The organism is Pseudomonas sp. S07E 245, from assembly GCF_019599025.1.
Taxonomy (GTDB): domain Bacteria; phylum Pseudomonadota; class Gammaproteobacteria; order Pseudomonadales; family Pseudomonadaceae; genus Aquipseudomonas; species Aquipseudomonas shirazensis.
Genome location: NZ_CP080625.1, coordinates 635,352 through 659,810, shown reverse-complemented (window position 1 = coordinate 659,810; position 24,459 = coordinate 635,352). Strand labels below are relative to the sequence as shown.

At 61.3% G+C, this 24,459-nt stretch carries 22 protein-coding genes; 17 read left to right on the top strand and 5 right to left on the bottom strand.

Annotation, left to right across the window (positions count from 1 at the left end; translation table 11 throughout):
- Positions 1-334: 334 nt before the first annotated feature.
- Positions 335-1,684 (top strand): NCS2 family permease, encoded by a 1,350-nt coding sequence (locus K3F44_RS03090; protein ID WP_150572687.1) that lies wholly within the window; start codon positions 335-337, stop codon positions 1,682-1,684.
- A 94-nt stretch (positions 1,685-1,778) separates the two neighbouring features.
- The gene (locus K3F44_RS03085; protein ID WP_220633316.1) at positions 1,779-2,726 is read left to right on the top strand and encodes an RHS repeat-associated core domain-containing protein; all 948 of its coding nucleotides are present in this window, start codon (positions 1,779-1,781) and stop codon (positions 2,724-2,726) included.
- Positions 2,727-2,837: 111 nt separating this feature from the next.
- Here the strand turns inward: K3F44_RS03085 and uraH are convergent, their stop codons facing one another.
- Positions 2,838-3,191, bottom strand: a complete 354-nt coding sequence (gene uraH / locus K3F44_RS03080) for a hydroxyisourate hydrolase (protein ID WP_220633315.1) — start codon at positions 3,189-3,191, stop codon at positions 2,838-2,840.
- 388 nt (positions 3,192-3,579) lie between these two features.
- Between uraH and puuE the strand changes: the two genes are divergently transcribed.
- The 7 genes from puuE (at position 3,580) to K3F44_RS03045 (ending at position 10,712) form a co-directional block, all read left to right on the top strand.
- The gene (gene puuE, locus K3F44_RS03075; protein WP_101318001.1) at positions 3,580-4,506 is read left to right on the top strand and encodes an allantoinase PuuE; all 927 of its coding nucleotides are present in this window, start codon (positions 3,580-3,582) and stop codon (positions 4,504-4,506) included.
- Positions 4,506-5,021, top strand: coding sequence for a 2-oxo-4-hydroxy-4-carboxy-5-ureidoimidazoline decarboxylase (gene uraD, locus K3F44_RS03070; RefSeq protein ID WP_220633314.1), 516 nt, complete (start codon positions 4,506-4,508; stop codon positions 5,019-5,021). The genes puuE and uraD overlap by 1 nt, the downstream gene beginning before the upstream one ends.
- 104 nt (positions 5,022-5,125) lie before the next feature.
- A complete protein-coding gene (locus K3F44_RS03065; RefSeq protein WP_101317997.1) occupies positions 5,126-5,629 on the top strand; it encodes an ureidoglycolate lyase in 504 nt (167 codons plus the stop codon).
- A gap of 131 nt (positions 5,630-5,760) precedes the next feature.
- Positions 5,761-7,086, top strand: coding sequence for a urate hydroxylase PuuD (locus K3F44_RS03060; protein WP_150569737.1), 1,326 nt, complete (start codon positions 5,761-5,763; stop codon positions 7,084-7,086).
- A 192-nt stretch (positions 7,087-7,278) separates the two neighbouring features.
- The gene (locus K3F44_RS03055; RefSeq protein ID WP_220633313.1) at positions 7,279-8,634 is read left to right on the top strand and encodes a nucleobase:cation symporter-2 family protein; all 1,356 of its coding nucleotides are present in this window, start codon (positions 7,279-7,281) and stop codon (positions 8,632-8,634) included.
- Between the two features lie 153 nt (positions 8,635-8,787).
- Complete coding sequence (locus tag K3F44_RS03050; protein WP_101317991.1) at positions 8,788-9,573, top strand: outer membrane protein OmpK; 786 nt, start codon at positions 8,788-8,790, stop codon at positions 9,571-9,573.
- A 356-nt stretch (positions 9,574-9,929) separates the two neighbouring features.
- Positions 9,930-10,712 carry an outer membrane protein OmpK gene (locus K3F44_RS03045; RefSeq protein WP_101317989.1) on the top strand — a complete coding sequence of 261 codons (783 nt, stop codon included), beginning with the start codon at positions 9,930-9,932 and terminating at the stop codon, positions 10,710-10,712.
- 88 nt (positions 10,713-10,800) lie between these two features.
- Here K3F44_RS03045 and K3F44_RS03040 read toward each other — a convergent pair whose 3' ends face one another.
- Positions 10,801-11,721: a DUF808 domain-containing protein gene (locus tag K3F44_RS03040; RefSeq protein WP_150569739.1), complete on the bottom strand. Its 921-nt coding sequence runs from the start codon at positions 11,719-11,721 to the stop codon at positions 10,801-10,803.
- A gap of 131 nt (positions 11,722-11,852) precedes the next feature.
- Complete coding sequence (locus K3F44_RS03035; protein WP_220633312.1) at positions 11,853-12,779, bottom strand: AEC family transporter; 927 nt, start codon at positions 12,777-12,779, stop codon at positions 11,853-11,855.
- A gap of 410 nt (positions 12,780-13,189) precedes the next feature.
- Here K3F44_RS03035 and K3F44_RS03030 point away from each other — a divergent pair, with 410 nt between their 5' ends.
- On the top strand, positions 13,190-14,497 hold the full coding sequence (locus K3F44_RS03030; RefSeq protein WP_220633311.1) for a bifunctional diguanylate cyclase/phosphodiesterase: 1,308 nt from the start codon (positions 13,190-13,192) through the stop codon (positions 14,495-14,497).
- Positions 14,498-14,516: 19 nt separating this feature from the next.
- Here K3F44_RS03030 and K3F44_RS03025 read toward each other — a convergent pair whose 3' ends face one another.
- A complete protein-coding gene (locus K3F44_RS03025; protein WP_220633310.1) occupies positions 14,517-16,046 on the bottom strand; it encodes an IclR family transcriptional regulator C-terminal domain-containing protein in 1,530 nt (509 codons plus the stop codon).
- 166 nt (positions 16,047-16,212) lie between these two features.
- On the opposite strand from K3F44_RS03025, the gene K3F44_RS03020 reads away from it, so the two are divergent.
- The 4 genes from K3F44_RS03020 to K3F44_RS03005 all read left to right on the top strand — a co-directional run bounded on the left by K3F44_RS03020 (position 16,213) and on the right by K3F44_RS03005 (position 20,001).
- Positions 16,213-17,553 (top strand): MFS transporter, encoded by a 1,341-nt coding sequence (locus K3F44_RS03020; protein WP_150569743.1) that lies wholly within the window; start codon positions 16,213-16,215, stop codon positions 17,551-17,553.
- Positions 17,554-17,562: 9 nt separating this feature from the next.
- The gene (locus K3F44_RS03015; protein WP_150569744.1) at positions 17,563-18,537 is read left to right on the top strand and encodes a hydroxyacid dehydrogenase; all 975 of its coding nucleotides are present in this window, start codon (positions 17,563-17,565) and stop codon (positions 18,535-18,537) included.
- Between the two features lie 25 nt (positions 18,538-18,562).
- Positions 18,563-19,201, top strand: coding sequence for an RraA family protein (locus K3F44_RS03010; RefSeq protein ID WP_101317975.1), 639 nt, complete (start codon positions 18,563-18,565; stop codon positions 19,199-19,201).
- 188 nt (positions 19,202-19,389) lie between these two features.
- The gene (locus tag K3F44_RS03005) at positions 19,390-20,001 is read left to right on the top strand and encodes a TetR/AcrR family transcriptional regulator (RefSeq protein WP_101317973.1); all 612 of its coding nucleotides are present in this window, start codon (positions 19,390-19,392) and stop codon (positions 19,999-20,001) included.
- A gap of 42 nt (positions 20,002-20,043) precedes the next feature.
- Here the strand turns inward: K3F44_RS03005 and K3F44_RS03000 are convergent, their stop codons facing one another.
- Entirely contained in the window at positions 20,044-20,484 is a 441-nt protein-coding gene (locus K3F44_RS03000; protein ID WP_101317970.1) for a heme-binding protein, read from the bottom strand.
- Between the two features lie 257 nt (positions 20,485-20,741).
- Between K3F44_RS03000 and gcl the strand changes: the two genes are divergently transcribed.
- From gcl to K3F44_RS02985, 3 genes are read left to right on the top strand one after another with little or no spacing between them, the layout of a single operon-like run.
- A complete protein-coding gene (gene gcl / locus K3F44_RS02995; protein WP_101317968.1) occupies positions 20,742-22,517 on the top strand; it encodes a glyoxylate carboligase in 1,776 nt (591 codons plus the stop codon).
- A gap of 57 nt (positions 22,518-22,574) precedes the next feature.
- Positions 22,575-23,357, top strand: coding sequence for a hydroxypyruvate isomerase (gene hyi / locus K3F44_RS02990; protein ID WP_150569745.1), 783 nt, complete (start codon positions 22,575-22,577; stop codon positions 23,355-23,357).
- A gap of 54 nt (positions 23,358-23,411) precedes the next feature.
- A complete protein-coding gene (locus K3F44_RS02985; protein WP_101317964.1) occupies positions 23,412-24,305 on the top strand; it encodes a 2-hydroxy-3-oxopropionate reductase in 894 nt (297 codons plus the stop codon).
- Positions 24,306-24,459 lie beyond the last annotated feature (154 nt).

Here is a 24,459-nt window from a genome sequence, read left to right as displayed (position 1 = left end):
TCCGCCAATCGGACCTTGACTGTACTGCCTGTCAGAGGGTGGCTGGCAAGCCCTGGTTGGAAATAAGAAGAAAGGTACTGGCCCATTGTACACAGGCTGACCCGTTTCTGCAGGTGGCCATTTCGGCATATAGCCACTATTTACAAGATTGTACCCAGGAAAGATAAAACATTATTTGCATTATTTGTACACAAACGCATAATCCAGCGAGCAACTTCTTGACCCATGAGTCAACAAAAACGGTCAGACGTCTGCCTCACCCTCGCGGAATCACCAAGTGCATAGCGCAGGACACTGGTTCCGAACAACAAGAAAGACTTGAGGAGTACTCGCTGTGGACACCCGCAAATCCGACGCCCCTACGCTGGATCTCACCCCGCCGCTCGAAACGAGCTGGCTGGAACGGATTTTCAAACTCAAGCGACATGGCACCACCGTCAAGACCGAAATGATCGCCGGGGTGACCACCTTCATCACCATGGCCTACATCATCTTCGTCAACCCCAACATCATGGCTGACGCCGGCATCGATCATGGTGCGGCGTTCGTCGCCACCTGCATCTCGGCCGCGCTCGGCTGCCTGCTGATGGGGCTTTACGCCAACTGGCCGGTTGGCCTGGCGCCGGGCATGGGGCTCAACGCCTTCTTCACCTACACCGTGGTCGGCACCATGGGCTACACCTGGGAGGCGGCGCTGGGCGCCGTGTTCGTCTCCGGGGTGCTGTTCATGTTCCTGACCTTGTCGCGGGTTCGCGAATGGCTGCTCAACAGCATTCCGCTGAGCCTGCGCCATGCCATGGGGGCCGGCGTCGGATTGTTTCTCGGGCTGATCGGCCTGAAGACTGCGGGCATCGTCGTCGACAGCCCGGCGACCCTGATCAAGCTCGGCTCGCTGCACGAGGCCGGGCCGCTGTTGGCGGCGGTGTGCTTCCTGATGATCGCGGTACTCAGCTATCACCGAGTGTTCGGTGCGATCCTGATCGCCATCATCAGCGTTACCCTGGCCGGCTGGGGCTTGGGCCTGGTGCAGTACGGCGGGGTGTTCTCGCTGCCGCCGAGCCTGGCGCCGACCTGGATGGCCATGGACGTCGCCGGCGTGTTCAACGTGAGCATGATCAGCGTGGTGCTGGCGTTTCTCTTCGTGCACATGTTCGACACCGCCGGGACCTTGATGGGGGTTGCCCAGCGCGCCAACCTGGTGGCGCCGGACGGCAAGATCGAAAACCTGTCACGGGCGCTGAAGGCCGACAGTGCCTCGAGCGTGTTCGGCGCCGCCGTTGGCGTGCCGCCGGTCACCAGCTATGTCGAGAGCGCTGCGGGAGTGGCCGCAGGTGGCCGTACCGGGCTGACCGCCGTGGTGGTCGGGGCACTGTTCGTCGCGGCGATGTTCTTCGCCCCGCTGGCAGGGATGATCCCCGCCTACGCCACCGCTGGCGCGCTGATCTACGTGGCGATGCTGATGATGGGCAGCATGGCCCATATCAACTGGGACGAAGCCACCGACAGCATTCCGGCGATCGTCACGGTGATCATGATGCCGCTGACCTTCTCGGTGGCGGACGGCATTGCCCTGGGCTTCATCAGCTACGTGGTGCTCAAGGCCGGGACGGGCAAGTACAAGGAGATTTCGCCCAGCCTTTGGGTACTCTGCGTGATCTTCATCGCCAAGTTCGTATTCCTCTAGGGCCTCTTGCAGTGGCCTGTCATTTTTGACAGGTCACTGCAGAAAAACCCCACGTTAGACTCGGGTCTCATCTTCTCCATGCCGAGACCCGAACATGCTCCCCAACACCACCCCACCCTCCGTTTTGCCCCCGGCGCTGCGCTTCTACCAAGCGTCATCCCTGGCGACCGAGCTTCAAGGTGAGCGATGCGTCACGCTGCTGCGCCATGGCGAGTCAGCCTTGGCGCAGCTGGACAACACCACGGCCACCTGTCCGCTCGGCGTCGATCAGCAAGGATCGATTGTGCGGCTGCAGGGCGCCGCCAGCAGCGCGAGCATCGCCTACGCCGCCTATGGCCACCACCCCCTGGAGGCGGGCGCCAGCCTGCTGTCGTTCACCGGACAAAAGCGCGAACCGGTAACCGGCTACTACCTGCTCGGCAACGGTCATCGCGCCTACAGCCCGTCGCTCATGAAATTCCTCAGCCCGGACAGCCTGAGTCCGTTCGGCAGCGGTGGGTTGAATGCCTATGCCTACTGCCTGAATGACCCGATAAACCTTACCGACCCCACTGGGAAAACCCCTTGGGCGCTTACGTTCATGAGAAAACACGTCCAACCGAAAATTCAGGTTGCAAAAAAGTCAGTAGACCTGGCGAGCAAAGCACTCTTCCCGGATCCAACCTCGCAGGAATCACCAAGGTTGGGAAGGGCAGTAATCCGTAAATTTGCCAGTGACCAAGTGGACAGCACACCCTTTACGCAAAAGCTGTTCAAGGTCAACGACAACCTGACGAGTCACAACGACGCCACGCTGACCACTGAGCACGCGGGTATATACCGCGATATAGCCACGCAAAATCTCAGCGGTCAGATCTCGAACACGTCGGCTCACCTCGAGGCCGCACGCGTATGGGTGACCACTGAGAAAGGCGCTGAACGCATCGTCGGGGCCACATTCAATTTCATGGGCGCCATTGCTGCTGGCGCCGAGGACAAGGCCGGCTATGCGACTGGCCGAGTACTGAAGCAGAACAACCAGGCCGTGCGAAAACACACCTGAACAAAGACCGGCGATGGTCACAAGACCTCAGAAACACCAATCTCCAGACGAAAAAAAGCCCGCCAGTGTGAGAGCGGGCCAAAGACCTACGAAGATTCTTCTAGCGACCAACTAGCTTCCACGATAGGTCGAGTAGCTGTAAGGCGAGATCAGCAGCGGCACGTGGTAGTGCTCCTGATTCTCGTCGACCCCAAAGCGCAGTACCACAACATCCAGGAACGCCGCTTCTGGCAAAGCCACGCCCCGAGCTCGATAGTAATCCCCGGCACTGAACTGCAACTGGTACACGCCGGTGCGGTAATCGTCACCCTGCAGCAACGGCGCATCGACGCGGCCATCGCTGTTGGTCAGCGCGGTATTAACCAATTCCAGCTGCTGGCCTTCGACACGGTACAGCTCGACCTTGATCGAGCTGCCCGGGCAGCCATGCGCAGCGTCCAGTACGTGAGTGGTCAGACGTCCCATGTGCGTGTCGCCTCTTGTTCAGTTCGTGGGCAGAAAATACCCAGCAAGCACCGTAAGAGGGCCTGCCGTGTGCGGGAATGAGCTCATTAAGACACTTTCTCAATAAATTGTACACAATTTTTTAGACCCTTCAGCGCCACTCCGCCACACGCTCGCGAAAACCTGCTATGTATCGCCAGATATAGGCTGTATAAGCAGGCCCAGGTCATTAGCTGACCAATCAGGCAAGTTTCTTGCAAAGCAGTCTCAAGCGACAAAAGGGCAGAAATGCGGAAAAACAGGCTTACAAAAGATTTCAGAAGTTGTATACAATCAGCCCATCCGGTGAGTGCGACAACCCGACGCGGGTCCACCACCCCTCGCACAACGTACAAGAAGGAAGACTGCAGTGAGCGCTGACTACCCTCGCGACCTGATCGGTTACGGCAACAACCCACCTCACCCGCACTGGCCGGGCAACGCCCGCATCGCCTTGTCGTTCGTACTCAACTATGAGGAAGGTGGCGAGCGCAACATCCTCCACGGCGACAAAGAGTCCGAAGCCTTCCTGTCTGAAATGGTTGCCGCCCAGCCCCTGCAGGGCCAACGCAACATGAGCATGGAGTCGCTGTACGAGTACGGCAGCCGCGCCGGCGTCTGGCGCCTGCTCAAGCTGTTCAAGGACACCGGCGTACCGCTGACCATCTTCGCCGTGGCCATGGCCGCGCAGCGCCATCCGGATGTGATCCGCGCCATGGCCGAAGCTGGCCATGAGATCTGCAGCCACGGCTACCGCTGGATCGACTACCAGAACATGGACGAGGCGCAGGAGCGCGAGCACATGCTCGAAGCCATCCGCATCCTCACCGAGCTGACCGGCGAGCGCCCACTGGGCTGGTACACCGGTCGTACCGGCGCCAACACGCGCAGGCTGGTGATGGAAGAAGGCGGTTTCCTCTACGACAGCGACACCTACGACGACGACCTGCCCTACTGGGAGCCGAACAACCCGACCGGCAAGCCGCATCTGGTGATCCCGTACACCCTCGACACCAACGACATGCGCTTCACCCAGGTGCAGGGCTTCAACTGTGGCGAGCAGTTCTTCCAGTACCTCAAGGACGCCTTTGATGTGCTCTACGAAGAAGGCGCCGAAGCACCGAAAATGCTCTCGATCGGCCTGCACTGCCGCTTGGTCGGTCGCCCGGCGCGGCTGGCAGCGCTGAAGCGCTTCGTCGAATACGCCAAGAGCCATGACCAGGTCTGGTTTGCCCGTCGCGTGGACATCGCCCGCCACTGGCACACCACCCACCCGTACCAGAACGAGAACGCCTGATGACCGCCTTCAAGACCCTGACTCCTTCGACCCTGAGCCGTGACGCGTTCGTCAGCGCCTTTGCCGACATCTACGAGCACTCGCCGTGGGTGGCCGAGAAGGCCTATGACCTCGGTCAACTGGCCGAGCTGGACCAGATCGAAGCCCTGCATCAGCGCATGAGCGACATCCTGCTCAGCGCCAGCCACGCCGACCAGTTGGCCTTGATCAACGCTCACCCGGACCTGGCCGGCAAAGCCGCCGTCCAGGGCGAGCTGACCGAATCGAGTACCAATGAACAGGCTGGCGCCGGTATCCACCAGTGCACTGCCGAAGAGTTCGCCCGCTTCACCGAACTCAACGATGCCTACAAGGCCAAGCTCCAGTTCCCGTTCATCATGGCGGTCAAGGGCAGTAACCGACACCAGATTCTGGCGGCGTTCGAAACCCGGATTCACAACGATGCCGATGCCGAATTCAAAGAGGCGCTGGCGCAGATCAACCTGATCGCGCTGTTCCGCCTGCTGCAGCTGTAAGGCTTGCCACGAGGTCTGGCCCGAGTCCGCCACGCGAGCGTACCCAGGGCCTTCCGGCAAGCGCACCACCACATTAGCCAGTCATAGAAGAAGAGATAACAAGCATGCGCACACTAGTGATCGAGCCCCTGAGCAAAGAAGCCTTCGCCCCCTTTGGTGACGTGATCGAAACCGACGGCAGCGACCACTTCATGATCAACAACGGCTCGACCATGCGCTTCCACAAGCTCGCCACGGTTGAAACCGCCGAGCCTGAGGACAACGCCATCATCAGTATCTTCCGCGCCGACGCGCTGGAAATGCCGTTGACCGTGCGTATGCTCGAACGCCATCCGCTGGGCAGCCAGGCTTTCATTCCGCTGCTCGGCAATCAGTTTCTGATCGTGGTCGCGCCAGTTGGCGATGCACCTGTATCAGGTTTGGTCCGTGCCTTCCGCAGCAACGGCAGGCAGGGCGTCAATTACCATCGCGGCGTTTGGCACCACCCGGTGCTGACGATCGAAAAGCGGGATGATTTCCTGGTGGTTGATCGCAGTGGTTCAGGCAACAACTGCGATGAGCATTACTTCACCGAGGAACAGATGTTGATCCTCAATCCCCACCAATAAGAAAAGGTCGGTCATCCACGGCCTGCATGAAGTACTCGGTGTCGCGATAAACCTGCTGCCCTCGCAGCCTGCTTATCGCGCGCAAGGTCGCGTGCAGCGTTCAAGCTGGTGATCGGCAAGAGGTACATACTGTGGAAGCACACCTTCACGAATGGCTGAACCTGAGCATTCGCTGGGTTCACATGATCACAGGCGTCGCCTGGATCGGTGCATCGTTCTACTTCGTCTGGCTGGAGAACCACCTCAACCGCAGCAACCCGCGCGATGGGTTGTCGGGTGATCTCTGGGCCATCCACGGTGGTGGTATCTACCACCTGGAGAAGTACAAGCTGGCGCCGCCGAAAATGCCCGAGAACCTGCACTGGTTCAAATGGGAAGCCTACTTCACCTGGATGTCCGGGATCGCCCTGCTGTGCGTGGTGTTCTACTGGAACCCGACCCTGTACCTGCTCGCCCCGGGCAGCTCGCTGAGCGGCGCCGAAGGCGTGGCCATCGGTATCGGTTCGCTGGTAGCCGGCTGGTTCATCTACGACATTCTCTGTGACTCACCATTGGGCAAGCGCCCTGCCCTGCTCGGCGGCGTGCTGTTCGTACTGATCATCGCCGCATGCTGGGGCTTCAGCCTGGTGTTCAGCGGTCGTGGTGCGTACCTGCACACCGGTGCGATCATCGGCACCATCATGGTCGGTAACGTGTTCCGCATCATCATGCCGGCCCAGCGCCAGCTGGTCGCGGCGATCGAAGCCAACCAGACGCCCGACCCGCTGTTGCCGGCCAAAGGCCTGCTGCGCTCGCGGCACAACAACTACTTCACCCTGCCGGTGCTGTTCATCATGATCAGCAACCACTTCCCGAGCACCTACGGCAGCCAGTACAACTGGTTGATCCTGGCCGGGATTGCAGTGGCTGCGGTATTGATCCGTCACTACTTCAACACCCGTCACGACAGCAACAAATACGCCTGGACCCTGCCCGTCGGCGCTCTGGCGATGATCTGCCTGGCCTATGTCACCGGCCCTAAACCTTTGCCAACTACTCCTGAGCAGGCTGCGGCGAAGATCGAATATCAACCGCTACCAGCCACGGCCGTAGGCGGCAAGACCGCTGCCGAACAGCGTGCTGCCGATGCGGCCAAGGCGGCTGAAGCACCGGCCGCTGCTGCACAGGCTCCGGCCCAGGCCGCAGCCCAGTCGGGTGACACCTTCGATACGATTCACAACGTGATCCAGGAACGCTGCACTGTGTGCCACTCGTCCAAGCCGACCAGCCCACTGTTCAGCACGGCGCCAGGTGGCGTGATGTTCGATACCCCGCAGCAGATCCAGGCCCAGGCCGCGCGCATTCAGGCGCAAGCGGTTGCCAGCCAGATCATGCCGCTGGGCAACATCACCCAGATGACCGTTGAAGAACGCAAACTGGTCGGTGACTGGATCGCCAAAGGCGCCCCCGTCAACTGACCCCACGCATCGCCAGGCTTGCTCCTGCACCGGGACCACTTCCCGTGCAGGGCACGCCTGCGCCATGCGCACTACGCAACAAGCAAGCATCGAGCGCAAACCCGCAGCGTGAACCCCTGGCTTTTACCCAAAGCCTCGCGCTGCAGGTTGACCGCTTGGATCCGAGAATAAAAACAAAACTCGAGGTGCTGCATGTCAGAGTCATCCAAGGCGTACATCCCTGTTGCGCCGCCACGACAGCCCCTGCCCCTGTTTCAGCTGATCCTGGTGGGTCTGCAACACGTGCTGCTGATGTACGGCGGTGCGATCGCCGTGCCGCTGATCATTGGCCAGGCCGCTGGCCTGTCGCGTGAAGAAGTCGCCTTCCTGATCAACGCTGACCTGCTGGTCGCAGGCGTTGCCACAATTATCCAATCGTTCGGTATCGGCCCGGTCGGCATTCGCATGCCGGTGATGATGGGCGCAAGCTTTGCCGCAGTCGGCAGCATGGTGGCCATGGCCGGCATGCCCGGCGTGGGCCTGCAGGGCATCTTTGGTGCGACCATCGCCGCCGGTTTCTTCGGCATGCTGATCGCACCGTTCATGTCCAAGGTGGTGCGCTTCTTCCCGCCGCTGGTCACCGGCACGGTGATCACGTCGATCGGCCTGTCGTTGTTCCCGGTGGCGGTCAACTGGGCCGGTGGCGGCCAGCAAGCGGAGACCTTCGGCGCGCCGATCTACCTGATGGTGGCCGGTCTGGTGCTGGCCGTGATCCTGCTGATCAACCGCTTCATGCGTGGCTTCTGGGTCAACGTGTCGGTGCTGGTTGGGATGGGCCTGGGCTACATCGTCGCCGGTTCGATCGGCATGGTCGACCTGTCCGGGCTGGGCGCTGCGCCATGGCTGCAAGTGGTCACGCCGCTGCACTTCGGCATGCCGACCTTCAGCCTGGCGCCGATCCTGTCGATGTGCCTGGTGGTAGTGATCATCTTCGTCGAGTCCACCGGCATGTTCCTCGCCCTGGGCAAGGTGACTGATCGCGAAGTAACCCCGGGCATGTTGCGCCGGGGTCTGTTGTGCGATGCCGGTGCGTCGTTCATCGCCGGTTTCTTCAATACCTTCACCCACTCCTCGTTCGCCCAGAACATCGGCCTGGTGCAGATGACCGGCGTGCGTTGCCGCTACGTCACGGTCATGGCCGGGGCCATGCTGATCGGCCTCAGCCTGCTGCCCAAGGCGGCGTACCTGATCGCCTCGATTCCACCGGCCGTGCTTGGCGGTGCGTCGATTGCCATGTTCGGCATGGTTACCGCCACCGGGATCAAGATCCTCCAGGAGGCGGACATCTCCGACCGACGCAACCAGTTGCTGGTTGCGGTGAGTGTCGGCTTTGGCCTGATCCCCGTGGTCAAGCCGGAGTTCTTCGCGCAGATGCCGCAGTGGATGGAACCGATCACCCATAGCGGGATTGCCATGGCCACGGTCTGTGCCCTGGTGCTCAACGTGCTGTTCAACATCCTCGGTGGTGCTGACCGGGCGGCGCACAACGACGTCTGTCACCAACACTGAGTCGACGGGGTGGCCAGGCTGGCTACCCCGTTGATTGCAACGCTCTCACGCTCACGCAGTACCGCTCCACCGTCGGCCCGCCGGAATGGGCCGTTCGGGGCGCCCTTGCGCCGAAAAAACCCCAAAAAAAACAATAAGTCCGGGAATCACGACATGAAGCGCATCACCTCGTCCCTCTTGCTCGGCAGCAGCCTGCTGGCGACCGTCCCCGCCCACGCCGGCGAATGGCTGCAGTGGCACGGCGAAAGCCTGACCTACCTGTACGGCAAGGATTTCAAGGTCAACCCGAATATCCAGCAGACGGTGACCTTCGAGCACGCCAACAAATGGAAGTATGGCGATACCTTCCTGTTCGTCGACAAGATCTTCTACAACGGCAAGGCCGATGCCAGCAAAGGCGCCAACACCTACTACGGCGAGTTCAGCCCACGCCTGTCGCTGGGCAAGATCACCGGCCAGAGCTTTGCCTTCGGCCCGGTCAAGGACGTGTTGCTGGCCATGACCTACGAGCGTGGCGAGGGCGACAACGAAGCCTATCTGATCGGCCCTGGCTTTGACCTGGCGGTGCCCGGCTTCAACTACTTCACCCTCAACTTCTACTTGCGCAACACCGAGGGCAGCCGCCCCGGTGACAATGTCTGGCAGATCACCCCGGCCTGGTCCTACACCATCCCGGTCGGCCGCTCGGACGTACTCATCGATGGCTACATCGACTGGGTGGTCGACAACGACCAGACCCGCCGCGGCACCTACCACGCCAACCTGCACGTCAACCCACAGGTCAAATACGACCTCGGCAAAGCCCTCAACTACGGTGCCAAGCAGCTGTATGTCGGCTTTGAGTACAGCTACTGGAAGGACAAGTACGGCATCGACAGCCGCGGCAATCTGGACAGCAACCAGAGCGTAGCCAGTGCGCTGGTCAAGGTGCATTTCTGAGAAGCTGACCGAACGCCCAACTTTGGTTCCACGTGCTTCAGGACGGAGCACTTGAGGCGCAGCGCGCAACTGAGTAATCTGCGCGCCCCCTCGCTCAGGGCAGAATGATTTCTGCCCGCGTTTACTGACCGCTCAGTCAATGAATTCGGGTGGTTGGTCTGCGTGTTGCCAGCCGTACAGGACCGTTTTCAGCCGTTCAGCAAGACGTCGAGCAGGAAGATTGCGACCAACGACAAAAGTTGGCGCAGCTCTTGCCAAACAGCTGTGGTCAATCGAAAAAAGTTGACTCAAAAGACAAAAACAGCGCCACCACCGAGCGCTGACAACAGATCCGAATCAAGGGAGCGACACACGCGATGCGTACCATCAACAGCCTGATCCTCGCCGGCAGCCTGCTGGCCTCCGGGACCACCTTCGCCGATGACCTGCTGCAGTGGCAAAGCAACAGCCTGACCTACCTGTGGGGCAAGAACTTCAAGGTCAACCCGGAAATCCAGCAGACCTTCACTTTCGAGCACGCTGATGGCTGGAAGTACGGCGACAACTTCGTGTTTGTCGACAAGATCTTCTACCAGGGTAAAAAGGACGCCGGCAACGGCCCCAACACCTACTACGGTGAGATCAGCCCGCGCCTGTCGTTGGGCAAGATCCTCGACCAGAAGATCGCCTTCGGCCCGGTCAAGGACGTGCTGCTGGCGATGACCTACGAGTTTGGTGAAGGCGACAGCGAGTCCTACCTGATCGGCCCTGGCTTCGATCTGGATATCCCAGGCTTCGATTACTTCCAGCTGAACTTCTACCAGCGCACCACCGACGGCAGCCGCGCCGGCGACAACGTCTGGCAGATCACCCCGGTGTGGGCGTACACCATCCCGGTCGGCTCTTCGGACGTGTTGATCGACGGCTTCATGGACTGGGTAGTCGACAACGACCAGAACCGTCGTGGCACCTACCACGCCAACCTGCACTTCAACCCACAGATCAAATACGACCTGGGCAAGGCAATGCATCTGGGCGAGAAGCAGTTGTACGTGGGTATCGAGTACGACTACTGGAAGAACAAATACGGGATCAAGGATTCCGACGGTTTCACCACCGACCAGAACACCGCCAGCCTGCTGGTCAAGGTGCACTTCTGATCTGATCTGATCTGATCTGATCTGATCAGGCGCGGCGTATGAATCCGCTCCAGTCAGGATGAACCCTGCTGGAGCGGTACCAGTTCGATCAGTTGCTCGCCAGTTTGCGCACCCGCGATACCCCGCCGACGACCACCGCAGCGACAAAGCCGGTGATCGCGCCAACCACACCGTACAGGCCGAACTTCGCCACCGCGCCCCAGCCCGCGCTCGCGCTAACCAGCGCCTCGATCAGGTGTTCAAGCGGCTGGATACCCTCAGCAACGAAGGTGCCGCCGACCAGAAACATCGCCAGCGTGCCGATCCACGACAACGCCTTCATCAGGAACGGCGCCGCAGCCACCAGGCCGCGCCCGAATTTCTTGACGAATGTGCCCCAGGCGCCCTGAGCTTTCGACTTCGCCAGCGCAAAGCCTGCGTCATCCATGCGTACGATGCCGGCGACCAGGCCATATACGCCGACCGTCATCGCCAGCGCGATCACCACCAAAGTGATGATCTGCTGATACAGAGGCGCATCGGCAACCACGTTGAGGGTGATGACGATGATTTCGGCACTGAGGATGAAGTCGGTCTTGATCGCGCCCTTGATCTTGCGCTGCTCGTACTCGGCCAGCGCTTGTGGGGTTTTCGGCACAGGCTTGTGTTCAGCGTCCGCTGCTTCATCGCTGCCACGCGAAAGCTTGTCCTTGATTGCCTCATAGCCCTCATAGCACAGGTAGATCCCGCCCAGCATCAACAGCCACTTGATCGCGGCCGGCAACAACGCGCTGAGGATCAATGCGCACGGCACCAGGATCGCCTTGTTCTTCAACGAGCCCTTGAACACCGCCCATACCACCGGCAGTTCACGATCGGCCTTCATGCCGGTGACCTGCTCGGCGTTCACCGCCAGGTCATCGCTGAGCACGCTCGCCGACTTCTTCGCCGCGACCTTGCTCATCAGCGCAATGTCATCGAGCAACGCCGCGATATCATCCAACAAAGCAAAAAAACTGCTGCCAGCCATTCCATTGATTCCTAAAGGTGTCCGCAGCCACCCAGGCCTGAGCCCGCGCGGCTGCGATAAAGACGTGATTGCCGACAAGTTGGCATAGAGACCCTAGCCACGCTGAACAGTTCTGGCTGGGCGCCCCAGCGCTACAGCAGCGGTGTCGTCGCCAACACCACCAGCGGCATCGCCAGCGCCGCCAGCAGCGTCTGCCCGGCGATGATCGCCGCCATCAGTGGCGCATCACCGCCCAACTGCCTGGCCATGATGTAGGCGGACGACGCGGTGGGTAAAGTCTGGAACAGCACCGCCGCCAGCGCCGCCTCGCCTTCAAGGCCGAACAAGCGGCAGATCAACACCGTCACCAAGGGCATTGCCACGAACTTGATCACTGACGAAGTGCCGATCGGCTTGAGCCAGCCGCGCATACTGCGCAGGTGCAGCGCCGCCCCGATGCACAGCAGGCCCAAAGGCAGCGACGCCTGCCCCAGCGCCTGCAGTGCCGGAGCCAGGCCCGGCGGGATGGCAAGCCCGCTGCCCCGTACCAGCATGCCCAGCGCACAGGCCAGCAGCAGCGGGTTGAGCGCCAGCTGCTTGAGCACGCGGGCCAAGGTCGGGCGACTGCCCGCGCCATATCGGGCAAACACCAGCACGCAGAGGATATTCACCGTGGGCACGATCGCAGCATTGGCGATGGCGGCCAAGGCGATGCCATGGGCGCCGAAAATCCCCGCCGCAGCGGTCACTCCGACATAATTGTTGAAGCGCACACCACCCTGGAACAGCGAGGTAAATGCCGGGTCATCGGCCGGGAACAACCGCCGCGCCAAGACCATCACCGCAGCCACGGCCACCGTCGACACCACCAGCACGCTGACCATCGCCTGCACCGGCAGGTCGCCCAGCTGTGCGGTTGCCAGGCTATGGAAGAACAGTGCCGGCAGCAGCACGTAATAACCGAGCTTTTCGGCATACGGCCAGAACGCTTCGCCGACGAAGTTCGCGTGGCGCAGCCAGAGCCCAAGCATGATCAGCAAGGCAATCGGCACCAAGGCGAGAATGAGCGCGCTGGTCATTGGCCAGCCGCCGGCAAAATTGACAACGTTCGCCGCAACACAGAAACCTCCTCCATAACAACAGCCCGGGACTATAAACTGAATAACCAACAACGCGCGGCGATTTATTATTCCGAGGATACAAAACAATAGATGCCCTTGCCTCCATTACTCGGGCCACGGTAGAACTGATCAACTGGTCAAGTTAATAACGGTGGCGCGTAGCACGCGATTCATCATTCCCTGGCAAACGTTTGCTACCATGCGCGCGACCCCGCACTTGAGCGGCGTGCTTGTCATCTGCACCGGCCATGATGCGCAGTAAACCGCGAGTGGCGTGGTCTATGATTATTAGTGCGCGCAACACCGCAACTCCATCAGTGGAACTGGCCAACGTGAAGAACACATCAATTCAAGCGAGCAGGCGTTGGATGGCTCGCAAGTTCCCTGACACGTCGCAGTGGCCACGCATCCAATTGCTCCTTCGCTTCAGCGGCGTCGCCTGCATTTTGCACGGCACGTTATGGGGCGTTTATTACGCGACCCATGCCATGTTGCTGCTGGCAGTGTTGCTGTTCACGGTGGTGCTGTCTGGCCTGGCCTGCCTGTACCTGGCGACTCAGCCGACACAGCGCGCGCTGCCGGCCTTGGCCCATTGCCTGCTGATCGCTACCGTGATTGCCAGCCTGGCCGACTCGGCGACGGCCGATACATCACGCTCGGCCAACCTGTTTCTGATCCCTATCGGCGTGGCCGCCTTTCTACTGTTTCGCAACAGTGGCATCTACCTGCGCTGGGTGTTTCCGTGCCTATGTTTCGCAGGCCTGGTGTTCTTCGCCAACAGCCCATTGACCTTTAGCCGGCTGGAATTGCTGCCATCAGACATCAGCCAGTTCGGGCATGCCCTGAACAGCATCACCGCCATGGCCCTGACCCTGGGCGTGCTGGCGATATTCCGCGATGAGCAGAAATTCAAGGTCGAACTGCACAGTGCGCTGGCACGGGCACTGGCCCGCCGCGAGCTGTGCACTTACCTGCAACCACAAGTCTGCGCGCAAGGGCGGGTGATCGGCGCCGAGGCCCTGCTGCGCTGGGACCGCCCCGGACACGGCATTCAGTCGCCCGCCGAATTCATTCCCGTTGCAGAGCAAAGCGGCCTGATCCACGACATCGGCCTGATGGTGCTGGAACAAGCCTGTCGCCAGCTAAGTGAGTGGTCCGAGCACCGCGATGCACAGCACTGGAAGTTGTCGGTAAACGTCAGTCCGCTTCAACTGACTTCGTCAACCTTTGTTGAGGAAGTTCGAGAGATAGTTCACAAATTTAATATTCCTGCCAATCGACTTCGCCTGGAAATAACCGAGTCGGTATTTGCCAGTGATCTGGTGGCAACCGTGATGAAAATGGAAGATCTGCGCAGCGACGGCATATCGTGGTCACTGGATGACTTCGGCACGGGGTTTTCTTCATTGGCCCTGCTGCGCGAACTGCCACTGGATGAGTTGAAAATCGATCGCTCATTTATCGCCGGTATTGAGAGTGACGTGGGCAAATATGAACTGATCAGAAAGATCATTGAAATTGCCGAGATACTGAACATATCGACGGTTGCCGAAGGCGTTGAGACCGAGGCCCAGTTCGATTGCCTGCAAGCGATGGGCTGCACTGCCTTCCAGGGTTTTTACTTCGGCCGGCCGATGATCGCGGCGCAGTTCATCGGCAAATACGCGGCCAGCTAAGCGCAAACCGCGGCATGGCTTACTGGCCCGGTTCACCTTGGGCAGGCGCAGTGCCCAGTGAAAGCAGCCGGCTGATGCGGCTGGTTGCAAGCTTCATGTGATCAACCAATGCCGCTAGATCGCAATCCTGCTTGCGGTACTGCGGAATGGTGGCCGAGAGCGACCCTGCCACCTGGCCGTCGACAAAGAACGGCACGCCGATACCAAAGGCGCCGAGGACTCGCTCGCCGTCCCCCTGCGACCAGCCGCGTTCGCGAATGGCGAGCAAATCCGCCTGCAGCGCCGAATGCGAGACGATGGTGGCCTCGGTGAATCTGTTCAGGGTCAGGCCGTCAGCGAACTCGGGGGCCAGGTGCGCCAATACAGCCTTGCCCGCAGCACCGGCATACAGCGGCACTTCGACACCGGTTTCGAGTTTGTACTGGATGGGCTTCCAACCCTGAGCCACTTCGATGAATTGCGCCGTGCTGGAGCACGCATCGAAGCTGAGAAAGGCCACCGTTTCGCCGGTCTGCTTGACCAACGCCTCAACGATCGCTCGGCACAGTTTTGCCACAGGCAAGCGGTTGTCGCCGAGCACCGCCGCCCACTGGTACAGGCGCGCCGCAGGGTATAGCGCCTGGCCGCTGGCAAACACCAGGCTGGCCTGTGCAGCAGACTCGACGATCTTGCGCGCCGTGGCGCTGTTGCACTGCAGCTCGGCGGCAATCCCCGCCTTGCAGGGGTAGCCGTCGGGTACCGCACAGAGGATTTGCAGCAATACCTCCAGCCGAGCCGCAGTGGCGCTGTCCTCGTCGCAACCCCGCACCTGCGGACAGGCTCGCGCGGTGACGGGCAATCCCTCGAGGTGGTTCAAGACCTGTTCGACTTTGCGCAACGCCGCACTGGCGCTGCTGCCACCGCCAGCGCCCAGGTCGTGCAGCGACACCGTCACCAGCAGCCCTTGCGGCAAGCACCGGGTGGCCAGGGCCACCGCTGCGGGGAACTCGGATTCGGCCATCGCCTGCCCGTTGTCGGCTGGCACCGGCAGCTGTTGCTGGTCAGGCTGCGCGCCGCTGTTCAGATGATCAGCGAACGCTCGGCCGATATCGCCAAAACCCAGCGGATAAATCGCGCCAAGCTGCGGCCTGAAGGCCAAGGTGGCCGCTGCCTCGCCGCAACACAGCACGAAGTAGCCGTCACAGTGCGGGGCATACACCGAGAGCAAGGCTGACTGCTTGGCATCGCCGGCCAGCTCATCGAGCAGCTTCCCGGCCGCATTCCACACGGCGCTGTGCGCACTCACCGCCTGCATCAGCACCCGCAAGCGTGGCCCGACCCGATACTTGCCCGCGCCATCTTCCGCTGCAAGGTCACGCTCGACCAGTGCCGCCAGGATCCGATTGATAGTGCTGCGGCTCTCGGCGAGCTCGCTGGCCAGCTCCCTGACACCCCACGGCTCAACCTCCGCTCGTCTGACCAGTGCGTCCAGTACCTCGATCAAACGACCGTGGCTGGAGGTGGCGGCAACCGCGTGGCTGGCCGCGGGTTCAGGGCGTGGGTTAGGCATTTCAGAGGCTTGGCATCTACGGGAGCCCATTCTGTGCTCAAGGCCACAACCAAAGCAATTAGCCCGCCTGTTGACAACCAGGCTGTGCACGAGGATGCTTGGAAAAAACAAAACAGGACACTGTCCCATTTTTTAAATTGCCGTGACCAAAACGCTGGAGTGACCTATGAATAACAACAATACGTTGACCGAGCCCGTCGCCATGTCCGAGCCTGTCGCCGAGCGCAAGACCAAGGCGAAGAAAGCCACCGCCGCCGCCGTGTTCGGCACCTTCGTCGAGTACTACGACTTCAGCATCTACGGTTATCTGGCGGCCACCCTGGCGCTGGTGTTCTTTCCGTCCGATGACCCCACCACCGGCCTGCTCAACACATTTCTGGTATTCGGCTCGGCGTTCCTCGTGCGCCCGCTCGGCGCCGTCGCGTTCGGCTGGCTGGGTGACAAGGTGGGCCGCCGCACCAGCCTGATTGCCAGCATCACCTTGATGGGCATCGCCGCGACCTTGATCGGCCTGCTACCCGGTTATGCGCAGATTGGCGTGTGGGCGCCGATTCTGCTGGTGGCGCTGCGCATGCTTCAGGGCTTTTCCGCCGGCGGCGAAATCGGTGGCGCAGCGAGCTACATTCGCGAGTGGGCACCGGCCAATCGGCGTTCGCTGTACATCTCCTTCCTGCCCTCGATCGCCCAGTTCGGCAAGGGCCTGGCAGCGGCCATCGCTGGCCTGGCCGCAGCCTGGCTGACCGACCCGCAGATGGCCGACTGGGGCTGGCGCGTGCCGTTCCTGCTGGCTTTGCCGCTGGGCATCATCGGCCTGTGGATGCGCCTGGGCATTGAAGACAGTCCTGAGTTCGAGTCGAACAAGACCACTGACGCCGAGCCGAAAAGCGCGCCCTTCGCCGAGCTGGTGCGCGATTACATGCGCCCGCTGACCAAGGTCATGATGATCTCGCTGGTGCAGAACATCGGCACTTACATCGGCACGGTATTCATCGCCGCCTACTTCAGCTCGATCCTCGGCTACTCAAAAGGTCAGGCCTCGACCATTGTCCTGGTGGCGGTGAGTTTTGCCGCGCTGATGATTCCCCTGGCCGGTCACCTCGGCTCGATCATCGGCAGCAAGGCCGTTCTGCGCCTGGCCTATCTCGGCTACGCCACCCTGTCGATCCCCTCCTTCATGCTCATGCAGCAAGGCCAGGTGAGCCTGGCCATGGTCGGCCTGGCCCTGGGCATGGTGCCGTACGCGCTGTGCCTGGCCGGCACCTACTCGGTGATGCCGGAGTTCTTCCCGACCCACGTTCGCCACACCGGTGTCGCCTTCGGCCACAGCGTCGGCGCGGTGATCGGTGGCGGCATCGGGCCGTTCATGGCGACCTGGCTGATCGGCGCCAGCGGTAACCAGTCGGCACCCGCTTTCATCCTCTGCGGCGCTGGCGTGCTGGGCCTGATCGTGCTCAGCACCGTGCGCAACAACGCTGCCGCCGACGCCAATCGCCATCAATTTTCCTGAGTACAGACCATGCCTCTGATCTACGTCACCAGCCCCATTCACCCGCGCGTGCTCGCCGGCCTTGCTGACCTTGGCGAGGTGCGTCTGGGCTATGGCGCCAACGCCGTCAGCTATGACGAAATCCACAACCAGGTCGACGCGGTGTTTCTGCGTGGTGGTCATGTCAGCGCCGAGATGATCGCCGCCTCGCCGAAACTGCGCATCGTCGCCCGCCATGGCGCAGGCTACGACAACGTTGATTACCAGGCCGCCGCGCAACATGGCGTGTGGGTCACCAACACTCCCGGGGCCAATCAGCGCAGTGTCATCGAACATGTCTTCGCCTTGCTGCTGTCGCTGTGCCGCAAACTGCCCATGGCCAGCGAGCAGACGCGTAATCGCAACTGGGCGCAGGACCGCCTGGCACTGACCGGCATCGAGCTCGAAGGGCGCACCCTGGGCCTGGTCGGCTTTGGCAACATCGGCGCAAGCGTTGCGCCTGTGGCCGAGGCCTTTGGCCTGAAGGTGATCTTCACCGACCCGGCAATCGCACCAGGCACCGATCCGCGCTGGGTCGACCTCGACACCCTGCTGGCCACTGCCGATGTGATCAGCCTGCATGTACCGCTGCTACCCACCACCCGCAACCTGATCGGTGCCAAGCAGTTCGCCCGGATGAAAGACGGCGCGCTGCTGATCAACACCAGCCGGGGCGGCGTGGTCGATGAGCAGGCCATGGTCGCTGCGCTGAACAGCGGCAAGCTGGCCGGCGCGGGGGTGGATGTGCTCGACGCGGAGAATCTCGACATGATCAACCCTTTCAACCACCCCACGCCGGCCATCGCCGAAACGCCGAACCTGATCGTCACCGCGCATGTGGCCGGGCAGACCGACGAATCGTTGATGCGGGTTGGCATGAGCGCCCTGCAGGCGATTGCCGCCGTGCTCCAGGGGCAAGCCCCGGCGCACCCGGTCAACCAACCTGTGGCGAAGTCGTTCGACTGAGCGCCGGCGAATCTGGAGGTTTCATATGTTCATCAACGTGTCCGACGACTCGATCAGCGTCAACAGCCAGTGGCAACGGGCAGACTTGGCGCTGATTGGCGAGATCGCCCGTTACCCGGTCGCCCTGATCGGTGACGTTCTGCAGCGCATGGGCATGATGGCTTCGGCCATCCGCCATACCGCTGGCAAGCCGAGTTTTTTCGGCACCATCCTGCCGCTCAATACTCGCGAGGGTGACAACCTGGCGATCCACCGAGCCCTCGACGAAGCGCAGCCCGGCGATGTGCTGGTGATCAATGGCAACAGCGAGGTCAACCGCTCGGTGTTCGGCGATCTGCTTGGCGAGATCTGCCTGGCCCGGCAAGTGGCGGCGGTGGTCATCGACGGCGCCGTGCGCGATGTGGCAGAACTCGACAGCATGGGTTTGCCGGTCTATGCCCGCGCGGTCAACCCCGCAGGGCCGTCGAAATGGGGCCCGGGCCAGGTCGGCATCGCCGTGGCGTGCGGCAATGTCGTGTGCCATCCGGGCGATGCGATAATTGGCGACCGCGACGGCATCATCGTCATCCCGCGCAGCCGTCTCGCCTCGCTGGCCGAGCAGGTGAAGCTGCAGGACGGTTACGAGAACAGCTTTCGCGACAAGGTGCGGGCAAGCGTGCGCTGAGCGCCGGTCGAGTAGCAGCCTAGGCACTGCTGCCCGACATTTCCCCTCTGCGATGCTCATCACCCCGGCTGCCCCCAGACCAGCTCCCTCGTCCCTTGCGCAAACAGCCTGCCTTGAGCCTCGCTCCGGGCCGGTGCTACCATGCCCGATCCCTCCTAGAGGCGCCCTTTCCGAGGAAGATCCCTGCAATGAGCACCATTCGCGAGCGCAACAAGGAACTGATCCTGCGCGCGGCCAGCGAGGAATTCGCCGACAAGGGCTTTGCCGCCACCAAAACCAGCGACATTGCGGCCAAGGCGGGTTTGCCCAAGCCGAACGTCTACTACTACTTCAAATCCAAGGACAACCTCTACCGCGAGGTGCTCGAGAGCATCATCGCGCCGATCATGCAGGCATCGACGCCGTTCAATGCCGACGGTGATCCGAAAGAAGTGCTGAGTGCCTACATCCGCTCGAAGATCCGCATCTCGCGTGATCTACCCCATGCCTCGAAGGTGTTCGCCAGCGAGATCATGCACGGCGCGCCGCACCTTTCGCCGAGCCAGGTCGAGCAGCTCAACGAGCAGGCCCGGCACAATATCGAGTGCATCCAGCGCTGGATTGAGCGCAAACAGATCGCCCCGGTCGATGCCCATCACCTGATGTTCAGCATCTGGGCGGCGACCCAGACCTACGCCGACTTCGATTGGCAGATCGCCGCCGTCACCGGCAAGGCCAAGCTCGCCGACAGTGATTACGAGGCCGCTGCGCAAACGATCATTCGGCTCGTGCTCAAGGGCTGTGAGCCAGAGCTGGCTTGAGCTGAGTCAGAAAGGGCCGCAGCGCGGCCCTGGGTGCAGTGATCAGGCCGCGACACCGGCATCTGCGGTCAGGCCCGCCGCTTCGATGGCGCTGATTGCGCACTGTTCATCGATATCCGAAGTATCGCCGCTGATCCCCACCGCACCCAGCACCCTGCCCTGCTGATCGCGAATCAGCACGCCCCCTGGCGCCGGCACCACCGGCCGCTCGCCCAAACCATTCAATGCGGCAAAAAACGCCGGTCGCTGCTGCGCATCCAACGCCAGCAGACGCGAGCCCTTGCCCAGGGCAATTGCACCCCAGGCCTTGCCGGTCGCTACCTGCGGGCGCAGCAGGCTGGCGCCGTCTTCACGCTGCAAGGTCAGCAGATGCCCGCCGGCATCCAGCACCGCCACGGTCAGCGGCGCAGCGTTGATCTTGCGGCCTGCGGCCAGCGCGGCGTTCACCAGGCTGACAGCGACTTTGAGGGTCAAAGTGGTCATGGAAAGGTCCTCTTCTTGTTGTGAGAAGCCCTGAGGGCAGTTGAAATCCAATGGCATAAATAGAACACAACTACGATTATCTTTGTATACAATATTTTTAGACGATCGTGCACGATCAGACGAAACGCCGTTTTCACGGGCATTCCGACCGAAGCGTTTGCTGCCGACGAAAATGGATTGACCTAGGCCACCGAGCGTGAATACACTCTGGCCAAGAGAAAGTTGTATACAATTACAAAATCGATGAGGCACAACCCATGAGCAAAATGAGAGCAATCGATGCAGCCGTTCTGGTCATGCGCCGGGAAGGTGTAGATACCGCATTCGGCATCCCAGGGGCCGCTATCAACCCGCTGTACTCGGCCCTGAAGAAAGTCGGTGGCATCGATCACGTCCTCGCTCGCCACGTCGAAGGTGCCTCGCACATGGCCGAGGGTTACACCCGCGCCAACCCGGGCAACATCGGCGTGTGCATCGGCACTTCCGGCCCAGCCGGTACCGACATGGTCACTGGTCTGTACAGCGCCGCCGCCGACTCCATCCCGATCCTGTGCATTACCGGCCAGGCGCCGCGTGCACGTCTGCACAAAGAAGACTTCCAGGCCGTCGACATCACCAGCATCGTCAAGCCGGTGACCAAGTGGGCAACCACCGTGCTCGAGCCAGGCCAGGTCCCTTACGCATTCCAGAAGGCTTTCTTTGAAATGCGCAGCGGCCGTCCAGGCCCGGTGCTGATCGACCTGCCGTTCGACGTGCAGATGGCCGAGATCGAATTCGACATCGACGCCTACGAGCCACTGCAGATCAACAAGCCAGGCGCTACCCGCGTGCAAGCGGAAAAAGCCCTGGCCATGCTCAATGACGCCGAGCGCCCATTGCTGGTGGCCGGTGGCGGCATCATCAATGCCGACGCCAGCGACAAGTTGGTCGAGTTCGCCGAACTGACCGGCGTGCCGGTCATCCCGACCCTGATGGGCTGGGGCACCATCCCGGACGATCACCCGCTGATGGTGGGCATGGTCGGCCTGCAGACCTCGCACCGCTACGGCAACGCGACCCTGCTCAAATCGGACATGGTGTTCGGTATCGGTAACCGCTGGGCCAACCGCCACACCGGTTCTGTCGATGTCTACACCGAAGGCCGCAGCTTCGTTCACGTCGACATCGAACCGACCCAGATCGGCCGCGTGTTCACCCCGGACCTGGGCATCGTTTCCGATGCTGGCAAGGCGCTGGATATGTTCCTGGAAGTGGCCCGCGAGTGGAAAGCCGCCGGCAAGCTCAAGGACCGCAGTGCCTGGTTGGAAGACTGCCAGCAGCGCAAGGCCAGCCTGCAGCGCAAGACCCACTTCGACAACGTGCCGGTCAAGCCGCAGCGCGTCTATGAAGAGATGAACAAGGTATTTGGCAAGGACACCTGCTACATCAGCACCATCGGTTTGTCGCAGATCGCTGGCGCGCAGCTCCTGCACGTGTACAAGCCGCGTCACTGGATCAACTGCGGCCAGGCCGGCCCGCTCGGCTGGACCATTCCGGCGGCCCTCGGTGTGGTCAAGGCCGACCCGCAACGCAAAGTCGTCGCGCTGTCTGGTGACTACGACTTCCAGTTCATGATCGAAGAGCTGGCTGTTGGCGCGCAGTTCAATCTGCCCTACGTCCACGTGCTGGTGAACAACGCCTACCTCGGCCTGATCCGTCAGTCCCAGCGTGGCTTCGAGATGGACTACTGTGTACAACTGGCGTTCGAGAACATCAACTCGACCGAAGCCGGCAGCTACGGTGTCGATCACGTTGCAGTCGTCGAAGGTTTGGGTTGCAAGGCCCTGCGCGTATTCGAGCCAGGCGAAATCGCCCCTGCCCTGCTCAAGGCGCAGAAGATGGCCGAAGAGTTCCGCGTGCCGGTCGTGGTTGAAATCATTCTCGAGCGCGTCACCAACATTTCCATGGGCACCGAAATCAACGCGGTCAACGAGTTCGAAGACCTCGCCCTGGTGGGCAACGACGCCCCTACCGCTATTTCGCTGCTCGACTGATTGCCTGACGCCCCCGCGCCGGTTGTGCCGGGGGCTTTCATTTGCAAGGAGATCACCATGCCTCGCTTCGCTGCCAACCTGTCCATGCTGTTTACCGAGCAGGACTTTCTGGCCCGCTTCAAGGCCGCCGCCGACGCTGGCTTCAGCGGTGTCGAATATCTCTTCCCGTACGATTTCAGCGCCGCTGAAATCAAGGCGCAACTGGACGCCAATGGCCTGACCCAGGTGTTGTTCAACCTTCCTGCGGGCGATTGGTCGACAGGTGAGCGCGGGATTGCCTGCCACCCCGACCGCGTCGAAGAATTCCGCGCCGGTGTCGACAAGGCCATCGCCTATGCCAAGGAGCTGGGCAATACCCAGATCAACTGCCTGGCGGGCATTCGGCCACAGGGTCTGGAATGCGCCACCGTGCGCAAGACCTTTGTCGACAACCTCAAGTTTGCCGCCGACAAGTTGCAGGCCGCCGGGATCCGTCTGGTCATGGAAATGATCAACACCCGCGACATCCCTGGCTTCTACCTGAACACCACGCAGCAAGCGCTGGACATCCAGACCGAGGTCGCCAGCGCCAACCTGTTCCTGCAGTACGACATCTACCACATGCAGATCATGGAAGGTGACCTGGCGCGCACCATCGAAGCCAACCTGCCGCGCATCAACCACATCCAGCTGGCCGACAACCCTGGCCGCAACGAACCCGGCACCGGTGAGATCAACTACCGCTTCCTGTTCGAGCACCTGGACCGCATCGGCTACAAGGGCTGGGTCGGCGCCGAGTACAAGCCGCTGACCACCACTGAAGCGGGCCTGGGCTGGCTGAAGACGCACAACGCGATCTGATCGGGCTGCGCCTGGTTCATCGAGATTCGACAATTACAAAAGAGGGTATCTCTCATGGCTAAAATCGGTTTTATCGGCACTGGCATCATGGGCAAGCCCATGGCCCAAAACCTGCAAAAAGCAGGTCACAGCCTGTTCGTTTCGACCCATCACGACGCAGCACCGGCTGACCTGATCGCCGCTGGCGCGGTGGCCCTGGCCAATCCAAAGGAAGTGGCTCAGGAAGCTGAATTCATCATCGTCATGGTCCCGGATACCCCGCAGGTCGAAGCTGTCCTGTTCGGTGAAAACGGCGTTGCCGAAGGTGTTGGCCCGAACAAGATCGTCATCGACATGAGCTCGATCTCGCCAACCGCGACCAAAGCCTTTGCCGAGAAGATCAAAGCCACTGGCGCGGCCTATCTGGACGCCCCGGTGTCCGGCGGCGAAGTAGGCGCCAAGGCGGCCACCCTGAGCATCATGGTCGGTGGTTGCCCGAAAGCCTTCGAGCGCACCCTGCCGCTGTTCGAGCTGATGGGCAAGAACATCACCCGCGTCGGCGGTAACGGTGACGGCCAGACCGCCAAGGTCGCCAACCAGATCATCGTCGCGCTGAACATCCAGGCAGTTGGCGAGGCGCTGCTGTTCGCCGCCAAGAACGGCGCGGACCCAGCCAAGGTGCGTGAAGCACTGATGGGCGGTTTCGCTTCGTCGAAGATTCTTGAAGTGCATGCCGAGCGCATGATCAAAGGCACCTTCGATCCAGGCTTCCGCATCAACCTGCACCAGAAGGACCTGAACCTGGCCCTGCAAGGCGCCAAGGAGCTGGGCATCAACCTGCCGAACACCTCCAACGCGCAGCAAGTGTTCAGCACTTGCGTAGCACTGGGTGGCGGCAACTGGGACCACTCGGCATTGATCAAGGGCCTGGAGCACATGGCCAATTTCTCGATCCGCGACGAGAAGTGATTTGAATTGATTTGAATCCGGGGGCTTGCGACGCAGCCCCCAGGGGTCTCTGACCCGCAACCGAGCAACACCCGCCCCTGGTTCAGCCTGCACGGAGGTCGTTCCGGGGGCGTTTTTTTATTACGCATAACAACAAGAATTTTGGGAGCCTGCC

What these genes read in the sequence shown, in the direction of transcription:
- gcl (WP_101317968.1), top strand. Translation starts at nt 20,742, where the DNA reads ATGAGCAAAATGAGAGCAATCGATGCAGCCGTTCTGGTCATGCGCCGG.
- K3F44_RS03000 (WP_101317970.1), bottom strand. Translation starts at nt 20,484, where the DNA reads ATGACCACTTTGACCCTCAAAGTCGCTGTCAGCCTGGTGAACGCCGCG.
- K3F44_RS03035 (WP_220633312.1), bottom strand. Translation starts at nt 12,779, where the DNA reads ATGACCAGCGCGCTCATTCTCGCCTTGGTGCCGATTGCCTTGCTGATC.
- K3F44_RS03010 (WP_101317975.1), top strand. Translation starts at nt 18,563, where the DNA reads ATGTTCATCAACGTGTCCGACGACTCGATCAGCGTCAACAGCCAGTGG.
- K3F44_RS03050 (WP_101317991.1), top strand. Translation starts at nt 8,788, where the DNA reads ATGAAGCGCATCACCTCGTCCCTCTTGCTCGGCAGCAGCCTGCTGGCG.
- K3F44_RS03020 (WP_150569743.1), top strand. Translation starts at nt 16,213, where the DNA reads ATGAATAACAACAATACGTTGACCGAGCCCGTCGCCATGTCCGAGCCT.
- uraD (WP_220633314.1), top strand. Translation starts at nt 4,506, where the DNA reads ATGACCGCCTTCAAGACCCTGACTCCTTCGACCCTGAGCCGTGACGCG.
- K3F44_RS02985 (WP_101317964.1), top strand. Translation starts at nt 23,412, where the DNA reads ATGGCTAAAATCGGTTTTATCGGCACTGGCATCATGGGCAAGCCCATG.
- K3F44_RS03005 (WP_101317973.1), top strand. Translation starts at nt 19,390, where the DNA reads ATGAGCACCATTCGCGAGCGCAACAAGGAACTGATCCTGCGCGCGGCC.
- K3F44_RS03055 (WP_220633313.1), top strand. Translation starts at nt 7,279, where the DNA reads ATGTCAGAGTCATCCAAGGCGTACATCCCTGTTGCGCCGCCACGACAG.
- K3F44_RS03065 (WP_101317997.1), top strand. Translation starts at nt 5,126, where the DNA reads ATGCGCACACTAGTGATCGAGCCCCTGAGCAAAGAAGCCTTCGCCCCC.
- K3F44_RS03085 (WP_220633316.1), top strand. Translation starts at nt 1,779, where the DNA reads ATGCTCCCCAACACCACCCCACCCTCCGTTTTGCCCCCGGCGCTGCGC.
- K3F44_RS03040 (WP_150569739.1), bottom strand. Translation starts at nt 11,721, where the DNA reads ATGGCTGGCAGCAGTTTTTTTGCTTTGTTGGATGATATCGCGGCGTTG.
- K3F44_RS03045 (WP_101317989.1), top strand. Translation starts at nt 9,930, where the DNA reads ATGCGTACCATCAACAGCCTGATCCTCGCCGGCAGCCTGCTGGCCTCC.
- K3F44_RS03030 (WP_220633311.1), top strand. Translation starts at nt 13,190, where the DNA reads ATGGCTCGCAAGTTCCCTGACACGTCGCAGTGGCCACGCATCCAATTG.
- K3F44_RS03015 (WP_150569744.1), top strand. Translation starts at nt 17,563, where the DNA reads ATGCCTCTGATCTACGTCACCAGCCCCATTCACCCGCGCGTGCTCGCC.
- K3F44_RS03025 (WP_220633310.1), bottom strand. Translation starts at nt 16,046, where the DNA reads ATGCCTAACCCACGCCCTGAACCCGCGGCCAGCCACGCGGTTGCCGCC.
- uraH (WP_220633315.1), bottom strand. Translation starts at nt 3,191, where the DNA reads ATGGGACGTCTGACCACTCACGTACTGGACGCTGCGCATGGCTGCCCG.
- hyi (WP_150569745.1), top strand. Translation starts at nt 22,575, where the DNA reads ATGCCTCGCTTCGCTGCCAACCTGTCCATGCTGTTTACCGAGCAGGAC.